The organism is Clavibacter michiganensis subsp. tessellarius (assembly GCF_021922985.1).
GTDB lineage: Bacteria > Actinomycetota > Actinomycetes > Actinomycetales > Microbacteriaceae > Clavibacter > Clavibacter tessellarius.
This window is the reverse complement of the sequence record NZ_CP040788.1, coordinates 988,310-998,061: the sequence shown is the minus strand read 5'-3', so window position 1 is coordinate 998,061 and position 9,752 is coordinate 988,310. Positions and strand designations below refer to the sequence as shown.

Genomic DNA, 9,752 nt, shown 5'->3' with positions numbered 1-9,752 from the left:
AAGGCGGTCAGCGGTGCGGGATGAGCGCGAGCACCGCCGGGGAGGCGGAGCCGAGCGTGAGCATCGAGTAGTGGTCGCCCGGGCAGGCGACGACGGGGAGGTCGGGGGCGACGGCGTCCCAGCCGTTGGACGCGGTGTCGGGCAGGAGGCCGACCTCCGGCTTCACGAGGGTGGCGTCGGTCACGTCCGGGACGTCGCTCGACCCCGTGATCCGGACGTTGCGCTCCAGGCCGCCCGTGTAGGCGCGGACGAGGGCGCGGAACCCGCCGATCGTCACGTCCGGGGCGACGGCCCCCGCGGCCACGGCCGCGGCGTGCAGCGGCGGGAGGGGGTCCTCGCCGGGGACGGCGGCCGGCAGCGCCAGGGGACGTCCGGCGCGCGCGCCCAGGTAGTCGGCGAGCCACCGCCGGGTGAGCGACCGGGTCCCGTCCACGTCGACGACGGGGGCGACGGTGTCGAGCAGGCCCACGTGGACCCGCAGGTCGGCCTCCCGCCGCAGGGCCAGGGCGACGAGGCCGCCGAACGACCAGCCGACGAGCAGCTCGGCCCGGCGGACGGCGTCCCCGTCCTCCGCCAGGATGTGCCGCGTCAGGGAGTCCATCGTCGGCGTCGGGATGCGGGCGTCCAGTCCCGCGTGGACGTACTCCCGATGCGCGCCCAGGTCGCTGACGGAGAGCGCGACGTCCGGGGCGGACGCCGTGAGCCCCGCGTAGACCGACGCGGGCAGCGTGCCGGGGTGGATCACGTGGACGCGGCGCTTCGAGGAGGTCATGACGCGGGACGTCGCTCGTCTACCGCGAGGCCGACTCGGCCGCGATGTGCTCGGCGAGCTTCTCGACGGTCGGGAAGTACCACAGGGCCGTCGGGGCGACGTCGAATCCGAGCCATTCCTCCAATTCCCCGGCGAGCACGAGCGCCTCCGTGGAATCGAGCTCGAATTCGTCGAAGTACCTCTCCGGATCCACCTCCGCCCTCTCCATCCCGGTGCGCGCGGCGATCTTCTCGACGAGCCAGGATTCCACCGATGTTGCATCGACCATGTGCCGCTCCCTCTGCGCCTGATGGCGACGGGCAGCCTGCGGCGCCCGTCCGGTCGGTCGTCGACCAACTCCGAGTCGTAGACAAGCGTTCGGCACTAGACGTTGTCAAGTGTTCAAGCATCCCGACTCCGCGGCGGATGAAGTCCTCGTTATCGCGGACCGGGCCCGCACCCCCGGGCGGGGGCGCGGGCCCGCTGGCGAATATCCCGCGAGATACCCGGCGGATCGGCCATTCCTTTGGACCGCGGTCCGCTCCGACCGAGCCTTCGGATGCCGTCATGGAGGGAGCTAAACGCGCAGAACGCGGAGAACGATCTTCCGCCCGGGGGCAAGGTTCACCTAGGTGCTCAGATGCGTGGTATTCTGCGGCGCCGATCGGGCGATCCACCGCGTGCGGCGAGGGGAGCGCTCCTCAGTCGTCCCGTGCCTCGAGGTCCAGCCCCATCTCGTGGTGCGCCACCCGGCGCAGGGCGAGGAGCACCGGCTCGTATAGCGCCGTGCCCAGGACGGCGAATTCCACGGCGGCCCGCGGGTCGTCCCAGGGCACCCGCGAGAAATCCGCACGAGCGATTCGCCGCACCGCCGCGAGGTATTCCGTGATCTGGTGCTCGTCCAGCGCGATCCCCGCGGATCCCGCCAATTCCAATGCGCGTTCGAGCTGCTCCACGGGAACGGAATCCTCGCGATGCCGCACGCCGAGCCGGTCCAGGAGCTCGCGCGTGGGGGAGGGGTCCCGCGACCCTGCGGTCCCGTGGTCGGGCGACGCGGCGCGGCCCACCGACGGGAGGGCCTCCGTGGCCGCGCGCATCGCCCCCGCGACGCTCTGCTCGGGATCCGACATCAGCCGCAGGATCGTCCCGGCCTGCTCCACGCTCACGCCGACGACGTGGATGAGGCCCCGCACGAGCCGGATGCGGGCGAGGTGGCTGTCGTCGAAGGTCGTCTTCCGGGCGTTGACCTTGGTGCCCGCGTGGAGCAGTCCCTCGCGCAGGTAGTACTTGATGGTCGCGACGGGGCAGTCGGACCGGGCGGAGAGCTCGGAGATCGTCATGTCGGGCATGACATGATGATAGCGTCACTATCGACCAGATGTCCGCGTCGGCCGCGGACGAGCCGCTCGCCGGACGTGCGGCGGCTACTCCGCGGCCGTGCCGGACGGGCGCCCGTCGGCGGGATCCCGGCGCCGACGCGTCAGGCGCAGCTCGCGCACCCCGAGGAACAGCGGCAGCGCGAACGCCACGGCGCCGACGAGCGAGATGGGGACGAGCAGGACGGGGAACCAGGTCGGCAACCCGACTCGCCGTCCTTCGACGACGTAGAACGGCACGGTGACCGCGAACACGACGATGATGTCGACCGCCGCGGACGAGCTGGCCGGGTTGGCGAACCAGTCCGCGACGTAGTCGTCGCCGCGATACCGGAGGTTGAACCACCACGTGGCCACGAGGCCGACGGCGGCGAGCGCGAAGTACGCGACGGGCAGGATGCGTGCACGGGACATGGGGGGGCCTCCGCTGATCTCGACGGGGCTCCGGCGCCGGATCGTCCCTGCCGTCGGCTTCCGTGCGCGGCGCACGTCAGCTCACGCGACAAAACGTCCGGTGGGGAGCTGGATGGCCCAGAGCCTAGGGGTCGCCCGAGCGTCGTGCGACGATGAGATGGAGCCCCTCTCGGCCGCTCCCGGAGTCGCCGATAATGCACATTATGTCATGTAGGCGGTCTCGACCGGGGTCGTGCCCGGCCGGCTCGGCGCAGGCGACCCCTCTCCGCATCTCCCGGCGAGCTCCGCGCCCACCTGGTCGACCTCGACGAGCCGAAGGGGCGGGCGGCGCCTTCGCGGATCCGCGCCGCGGACGGCGGAGTGGCTCCGCTCGCTCGAGGCGCGCCCGCCGCTCCGCGCCGGCCGCTCCGCGTCAGACGGGACAGCGCACCTGGGTCCGAGCGCCCGAGCGGTCGATGTCGTGGTCCGGCATCGGCTTCCCGCACATCGGGCAGAGGCGCGACCGCGGCGTCGGCACCGGGTCGTCCGTGTACGGGCCCAGCGGAGGTGCGCCCAGGTAGGGACGCAGCCGTGCGTTGAACCTCTCGACGGCCGCCCCGAAGCCGCGCTCGCGTGGCGTGCCGTCCTTGTCCCCAGTACCGCGTGTCATAGTGTTTAGTGTACGCGGTAAATGCTCGCCGGTCCACGGGCGGCGGCCGCGCCGGAGGAAGGGCACGACATGAGCACGGATCCCCTGACGCTCGACAACCAGGTCTGCTTCGCCGCCGTCCTGGCCGCCCGGACCGTCGTGTCGCTGTACCGGCCGATCCTCGAGCCGCTGGGGCTCACGCATCCCCAGTACCTCGTGATGCTCGCGCTCTGGGAGCGCGACGACAGGTCGATCTCCGACCTCGGCGGTGCCCTGCAGCTCGAGCCGGCGACGCTGACGCCCCTCCTCAAGCGCCTCGAGGCGGCCGGGCTCGTGCGACGGGCGCGCAGCGCGGACGACGAGCGCGTCGTGCGCGTGACGCTCAGCGACGCCGGGCGCGCGCTGCGGGAGCAGGCCGAGCAGGTGCCCGGCCGCATCGCTGCCCGGACCGGGATGTCGATCGCCGAGCTCATGGAGCTCCGGGACACCCTTCATTCGTTCGTCGACCGCCTCGGAGCCGACCCCACGGCCAGCAGCTGACCGACACCGCTGGTCCGGGATCGGAACCGGATGGCCGAGATCGGCGGTCCGGTCCGGTCGGCACCGCGCAGCAGCTCACCTCCGCGGTGACACCGGCCACCACCGCCCGCGCCCGCTCCGGCGACGTGATGATCACCGGGGCCGACGCCTCGGCCGCGCTCGTGCCCGCCGCGGTGCAGAGGACCCCGCGGATCGGGATCGACCGGACCCCGTCCGGCAGGCCCGCGTGGACGCGCGTGCCCGCCCACTACCTCATCGCCTCCGACGACCGCGCCCTCGACCCCGCCACGCAGGCCGAGCTCGCCCACCGCATGTGCGCTCGCGTGGACACGGTCGCAGCACCCCACGCCGCGATGCTCACCCACCCGGGCGAGGTCACGCGCTTCCTCGTCGACGTGGTGTCGTCCACGACGGGACTCTGACGCATCGGGACCGCTCCCGGAGGGCGGTCCGGGAGGGGTGCCGGAGTGGACGGGCAGGACGGCGTGGCGATCGAACCCCGTGCTCGCCCGCCGGACACGCCAGCGGCTGCTCCGTCGCGATGGTGAGCGGACTCGAGACCCCTGCGTCATGGCTCGTCCCGATGGACCGGTCCGCTGGAGGGGGCTGAGCGAGACGCACTCCGTGCCCTCCCCGCTCGTGATCGCGCCCGCCGCTCCGGCTGCCGGGGACCCCGTCGGGGTCGCGGTGTCGCCGTCTCCCGCATCGAGGTCTGCCGGCGCTCCCGGCTCCGTTCGTGGGACGTCCCATGACCCGAGGCTCCCGAGCCAGGCCGCGGAGCCCGAGCGCCGTGCCGGCCCGCTCCCATCCGCCGGTGGCGGTCCTCATGTCATGCGACCGGTCCGGACGCGCGGCTCGGAGCGGTGGACGCCTGGTGCGAGACCGTCGCGCTTCCCGCGGCCAGCTCCAGGACTGTCGCGTCCGGACGGTCGAGCGCGTCCACGTCGTGGGTCGCGCAGACGACGGCGCCTCCGCGACCGAGGTGCTCGTCGATGGATCCCCGGAGCCGGCGGCAGCTCGCGTCGTCCAGCCCGTTGAACGGCTCGTCCAGCACCCACAGCCGCGGACCGTGCAGCACCGCCAGGGCGATGCCCAACCGCTTCCGCTGCCCCAGGGAGAGCATGGTCGCCGGCAGCTCCGGCGTGCCCTCGAGCACGCCCGCGGCGGCCGCCATGCCGGTCACCGGCAGCCGCGAGGCGCGCCACAGCGACATCGCCAGACGCAGGTGCTCGGCCGGGGTGAGCTCCTCGAACAGGTTCGGCGGGTCGGTGACGTAGCCGATGTCGTGCCGTGCGCGGGAGGACTGCGTGGGGCGCCCGGCCACCGTGACCGTCCCGGCGAGGGGGGCGCGGATCCCCGCCACGGTGCTCAGCAGCGTGGACTTGCCCACGCCGTTGGGACCGCGCACGAGCACGAACTCCCCCGGTGCGACGAGGAGTCGCACGCGTTGGATGGCCGCGCCGTGCGCGTACCCGATCTCGGCATCAACCTCGAGCATGTCCGACTCCGATTCTCGTGGGGAGGGTGGCGGTGACGCCGGCGGCGACGAGCGGGGTGAGCAACGCCGACGCGAGGGCGACCGCGGTGGCCTCCCCTGCGGTCCAGTCGCGTCCCGACGCCACGGCGGTCGTGAGCGCCATGCCGGCACCCAGCAGGTAGGTGATGCCCGATCGCGCCCAGCCGTGTCGGCCGATCTCCCCCACCTCCTTCCACTCGGTGTGCGGGTGGCGGAGCGACACCCAGCAGCCGAGGGTCGGTGCGAGGAGGGCCACTGTCGCGCAGGCGGACGCGGCCGTGCCGACGGCGCGGGGTCCGAGGGGCGCGAAGGCGCAGAGCACGCCGAGGAGCAGGAGCCCCGCGGCGCCGATGACGAACGCCCCCGAAGCGGCTCGGGCCGCGGCCAGGATGCGGATGCCGTGCGGGAGCGAGCGCATGAGGACGGTCCCGCCCCGGTCCGAGTCGAGGGACGACCACGCGGATGCGGTGGTCCAGACGATCAGGACGTACCCCGCCGTCACTCCCCCGGCCAGCGTCGCCCCCACGTCGCTCGAGAGCAGCGCCTCGGCTCCGTCGCCCAGGATCCACGAGGCCATCGCGCCGAGCAGCGCGGCGGAGACGGCGAGGGAGAGGAGGAGGTACGCCGCCGGACGGACGCGCCATTCGAACGCCCGGATCGCGCGGCGGAGGTCGAGCAGCATGACCTCGACGAGCACGCGCGCTCCCCCGGTGCGTGCGGGTCGGCGGGGTGCACGGGGACCGGTCAGGTCGGATCGCGTCGTCACGGTGGACCAGGTCAGGGCGCCGGCGCGGTGGAAGCGCGTCGCGGCCAGGACCGCGCACGCGACGCACGCCGCCCCGAGGACCGCCGCCCTCGGCCAGGGCACGGCCGGGAGGGCATCCGGCGTCGTGCCGGCCAGCAGCGCCTCGACCGGACCCGGCAGCCAGGAGGCCGCCCACCACCAGCAGGACGCGACCAGCGCCCCGACGACCGCGATCGGGAGGAGCACGGCCCGCGTCGGCGACGCCCGCCGGATGCGCTCGAGGCGGACGGTCGCGTGGAGGACGCCCACGGAGAGGCCGCCCCCCGCGGCGAGCGGGATGAGCGCCCAGTGGGCCGGGGTGAGGGCCTCGGGGCGGAGGAGGGACGCCGTGGCGCAGGTGCTCAGGGCGCCGCAGCACGCCGCTCCGAGCCGTGCCGCGCGGGGCACCAGGAGCCGGCCGATCAGGTAGGTGCGCGGCCTCGTCCCCATCTGCGCGAACAACGACCAGCTGCGCGGTTCGGCCAGGGCCGCTCGGACCTCCGCCCAGAGGGAGCCGGCCCCGACGCCGGCGAGGAGCACGAGCACGGTGGCCGCCGTGAGGACGGTCCCCGCGTCGACGCCGAGGGCCACGACGACGAAGCCCGCCCACACGCCCGCTCCCGTCCACGCCGCCGCGGCGAGGCCCGCGGCGGCGAGGCCGAGCCGGGGGGTGAGCACGGGGACGGCGACGAACCGCCGCCACCGCCGCGTCGACGTCGATGCCGCGATGATCGCGGACGTCCTCGTCTCGGCGATCACCGCGCGCGCCCCGGCGTCGCCTGTCCGCGGCCGGGCCGCGCGGCGCCCTCGGCCCGCCAGACGGCGTAGGCCAGCCCCAGCGCCGCAGCGGCCCAGGCCAGCAGCGCCGCCAGCGCCAGGAGCGCGCCCTCGGCGTCGCCCACGGCGGCGGACTCGACGACCGCGCCCAGGCGGCCCGCCGGGAGCGCGGTCGCCGCCCAGGAGAGGGCCTCGAGGGAGGCGGTCGCGCCGACCGTGCCCAGCGCGGCGGGGCCGATCACCATGATCCCGAGGAACGCGGTGGCCCCCACGACGCCGTGTCGGGCGACGAGGCCGATCGCCGCGGCCAGCACCACGGTCAGCGTGACGCCGGCCGTGGTGCAGGCGACGATCGCGAGTCCATGCGCGCCGAGGGCGTCCGCGGTCCGCCCCGTCAGCGCGCACACGCCCGCCACGAGGATCGCGCCCGTGAGGAAGGCGGCGACCGCGACGCCGGCCGCGATGCCGCCCGCCACGACGACGCGCGCGACGAACGTGCGGCTCGTCGCGGGGACCATCTGGTGCGTGAGGCGCTGCCGACCGGTGGACCGCTGCCCGGCGGAGAGGTGGATGGATGAGAGGCCCAGGAGCAGGGCCACCGTCGCGGCTCCGCTGACGGAGGCGCGGCCGACGAGCGCGTCCACCTCCGAGGCGGCCGCTCCCCCGACGGCGGCGAGCACCTCCACGAAGACGAGCGCCGTCCCCGTCCCCACCAGCCCCCCGACCAGCGCCGCGGTCCACAGGATCCGCTGCGACCCGAGGGTCCAGGCCATGAGGAGCTCGGATCGCAGCACGTCGCCCGCCGTCTGCCGTCGCCGCGTCCGCAGGGTGGGCTCGTGCTCCCCGGTCACGCCGGCCGTCCCTCGAGAGGGCGCCGGGACGCGTCGGGGCGCGGCCGCGCGTCGGCCAGGACGCGGCGGTACTCGGATTCGAGCGACTCCGTCGATTCGCACAGGGTCTCCACGAGCATCCGGTCGCGGAAGGCCAGCTCCGCGACGGTGCGGGCGCGCATGCCGCGCACGCGCAGGCTCCTCCCCTCGCCCTCCGTCGTCGCCCCATGCCGACGCAGCAGCGCCGCCAGCTCCACGGGCGAGTCGGTGACGACCAGCACCTCCGTGGGCGGAGCCCCCGCGGCGGAGGCCACGGAGCGGTCGCGGGACGCGATCCGGCCCCCCACGAGGATGCGGACGTCGTCGCTGACGCGCTCGACCTCCGTGAGGACGTGGGAGGAGATGAGCACGGTGCTGCCGGCGGAGGCGCTCGCGAGGAGGAGCTCCCGCACCCACTGGATCCCGTCGACGTCGAGGCCGTTGAGGGGCTCGTCCAGGATCAGGTTCCGGGGTCTCCCGAGGAGTGCCACGGCGATGGCCAGCCGCTGCCGCATGCCCATCGACAGGGTGCGCACCTGCTTGCGCTGGGCGTGCGCCAGGCCGACCTCCTCCAGGACCTCCGGCACGCGACGCCGCCCGATGCCCCCGGCGGCCGCGGCGATCCGGACCTCGTCGACGGCTCGACGGCGCGGGTGGAACGACGACGAGTCGATGGCCGCGCCCGCCACCCGCTGGGGAGACGCAGCCCGGGCGAAGGGGACGCCGTCCACGAGGGCGCTGCCGCCGTCGAGCCGCTCGAGCCCGAGGATCGCGCGGAAAAGCGTCGACTTCCCCGCGCCGTTCGGGCCGACCACGGCGGTCACGGCGCCCGCTCGCGCATGGAGCTCCACGTCGTCCAGGGCCGCGACCTGGCCGTAGGCCTTGCGCGCGCCCGCGACGTCGATCACCTCTCGCCCAGCCCGGATCCGCTCGCCGTGATGACCGTGGCCTCGACGACCGCCCCGACGGCCAGCAGCGCGAGGCCGATCCCGAGCAGGACGGCGGCGGGCGCGAGGGCCGACAGGTACCGGCGCCACGCGCTGCTGCGCACGCCCCTCATCCCGAGCACGACGTGCGCGGCGGGCAGCATGCCGGCCACGCCGGCGAGGAGGAGGCCCAGCATCTCCAGGCCCACGTAGGCGCCCACGGAGTCGAGCAGGGGCCCGGCGCCGACGGTGTTGACCGATCCGGCGACCGTGGCGCCGAGGTAGACGCCGAGCAGCACGGCGAAGAGCGCGGAGACCGCGCCGAACGTGACGAGGCCGGCGGCGAGGGAGGCGGCGACGGGCACGTTCGCGGCCAGGACGCCGAGGAGCGTCTCGTCGAATCCGCTCCTCCCCGCCAGCCCGGCGCGGACCCCGGACGCGCCGGGGATCGCGATGCCCGTCATCGCCACGGCGCCGGCGGCGGAGCCCGCTCCCGCGAGCACCAGCACGACGGAGGCGGACAGCAGGTAGGCCTTCGGGCGGGGAGGGGCCGCGACGGCGCCCCTGCGCACGGCCGGGGTGGTCGTCATCCGACGAACGACGGCTCGCGCGCGGGGTCCTGCGGACGGCGTCGCGCCGCCGTGCGCTCCGCGACGTAGCGGCTGGAGGCCGGAGCCCAGATGAGCACGAGCGCGCCGACGATGAGAGCGAGGCTGACGACGGAGGCGGGCGACGGGGCCGTCACGGTGCCCACCGCCTGGAACACGGCCAGCACGACCGCGACGATGCGGATGTACGCGCGGCCGGAGCGCATCGCGAACGCGATCCACAGGGCGATCGCCATCGACACCACGATGAGGAGGACCTGGATGGCGACCGCGGTCGCACGGGCGATGCCCACGAGCGACTCCATGTCGATGTCGCCTCCCGCGGCCTCCGGTGTCGCCTCGATCGTCCGGCGGAGCTCCTCCGAGCCCTCGGCCGAGAGGAGGGCCTGGATGGCCAGGAACGCGGAGACGGCCGCGACCGCCGCGGAGAGCAGGACGAGCCAGAACGCCGCCGTCACGGTCGTCGGGCGGGCGGCGGAGCGGTGCTCCAGGGAGGTGGACGACATGGATGGCCTCGATCTCTGATGCTCTGGGTGAGGAGAGGGGGTCGGACGTACCGGACG

Annotated in this window: 12 protein-coding genes; 2 read left to right on the top strand and 10 right to left on the bottom strand. The window is 74.7% G+C overall.

The features are described 5' to 3' along the window. Nucleotides 1-7: 7 nt before the first annotated feature. The 4 genes from FGG90_RS04575 to FGG90_RS04560 all read right to left on the bottom strand — a co-directional run bounded on the left by FGG90_RS04575 (nucleotide 8) and on the right by FGG90_RS04560 (nucleotide 2,541). Nucleotides 8-772, bottom strand: coding sequence for a hypothetical protein (locus FGG90_RS04575; protein WP_094129922.1), 765 nt, complete (start codon nucleotides 770-772; stop codon nucleotides 8-10). 19 nt (nucleotides 773-791) lie between these two features. Then, nucleotides 792-1,022, bottom strand: coding sequence for an acyl carrier protein (locus FGG90_RS04570; RefSeq protein WP_237583518.1), 231 nt, complete (start codon nucleotides 1,020-1,022; stop codon nucleotides 792-794). 430 nt (nucleotides 1,023-1,452) lie between these two features. Further along, nucleotides 1,453-2,100, bottom strand: a complete 648-nt coding sequence (locus FGG90_RS04565; RefSeq protein ID WP_094129928.1) for a MerR family transcriptional regulator — start codon at nucleotides 2,098-2,100, stop codon at nucleotides 1,453-1,455. Between the two features lie 75 nt (nucleotides 2,101-2,175). After that, a complete protein-coding gene (locus FGG90_RS04560) occupies nucleotides 2,176-2,541 on the bottom strand; it encodes a DUF2834 domain-containing protein (RefSeq protein ID WP_094129931.1) in 366 nt (121 codons plus the stop codon). Between the two features lie 718 nt (nucleotides 2,542-3,259). Here FGG90_RS04560 and FGG90_RS04555 point away from each other — a divergent pair. Together FGG90_RS04555 and FGG90_RS04550 are read left to right on the top strand one after the other, a co-directional pair. Continuing rightward, complete coding sequence (locus tag FGG90_RS04555) at nucleotides 3,260-3,709, top strand: MarR family winged helix-turn-helix transcriptional regulator (RefSeq protein ID WP_094129937.1); 450 nt, start codon at nucleotides 3,260-3,262, stop codon at nucleotides 3,707-3,709. A gap of 86 nt (nucleotides 3,710-3,795) precedes the next feature. After that, on the top strand, nucleotides 3,796-4,131 hold the full coding sequence (locus tag FGG90_RS04550) for a hypothetical protein (RefSeq protein ID WP_094129940.1): 336 nt from the start codon (nucleotides 3,796-3,798) through the stop codon (nucleotides 4,129-4,131). 407 nt (nucleotides 4,132-4,538) lie between these two features. On the opposite strand, the gene ccmA is transcribed toward FGG90_RS04550, so the two are convergent. The 6 genes from ccmA to FGG90_RS04520 form a co-directional block, all read right to left on the bottom strand. Next, on the bottom strand, nucleotides 4,539-5,207 hold the full coding sequence (gene ccmA / locus FGG90_RS04545; protein ID WP_094129943.1) for a heme ABC exporter ATP-binding protein CcmA: 669 nt from the start codon (nucleotides 5,205-5,207) through the stop codon (nucleotides 4,539-4,541). Continuing rightward, a complete protein-coding gene (locus tag FGG90_RS04540; RefSeq protein ID WP_133065159.1) occupies nucleotides 5,194-6,687 on the bottom strand; it encodes a hypothetical protein in 1,494 nt (497 codons plus the stop codon). The genes ccmA and FGG90_RS04540 overlap by 14 nt, the downstream gene beginning before the upstream one ends. Nucleotides 6,688-6,764: 77 nt before the next feature. Further along, a complete protein-coding gene (locus tag FGG90_RS04535) occupies nucleotides 6,765-7,637 on the bottom strand; it encodes a hypothetical protein (RefSeq protein WP_094129949.1) in 873 nt (290 codons plus the stop codon). Further along, nucleotides 7,634-8,563: an ATP-binding cassette domain-containing protein gene (locus FGG90_RS04530; protein WP_165771399.1), complete on the bottom strand. Its 930-nt coding sequence runs from the start codon at nucleotides 8,561-8,563 to the stop codon at nucleotides 7,634-7,636. Before FGG90_RS04530 ends, FGG90_RS04535 begins: the two co-directional genes overlap by 4 nt. Then, the gene (locus tag FGG90_RS04525; RefSeq protein WP_165771400.1) at nucleotides 8,560-9,171 is read right to left on the bottom strand and encodes a hypothetical protein; all 612 of its coding nucleotides are present in this window, start codon (nucleotides 9,169-9,171) and stop codon (nucleotides 8,560-8,562) included. Before FGG90_RS04525 ends, FGG90_RS04530 begins: the two co-directional genes overlap by 4 nt. Next, nucleotides 9,168-9,695: a hypothetical protein gene (locus FGG90_RS04520; protein ID WP_094129955.1), complete on the bottom strand. Its 528-nt coding sequence runs from the start codon at nucleotides 9,693-9,695 to the stop codon at nucleotides 9,168-9,170. The genes FGG90_RS04525 and FGG90_RS04520 overlap by 4 nt, the downstream gene beginning before the upstream one ends. Nucleotides 9,696-9,752: the final 57 nt, after the last annotated feature.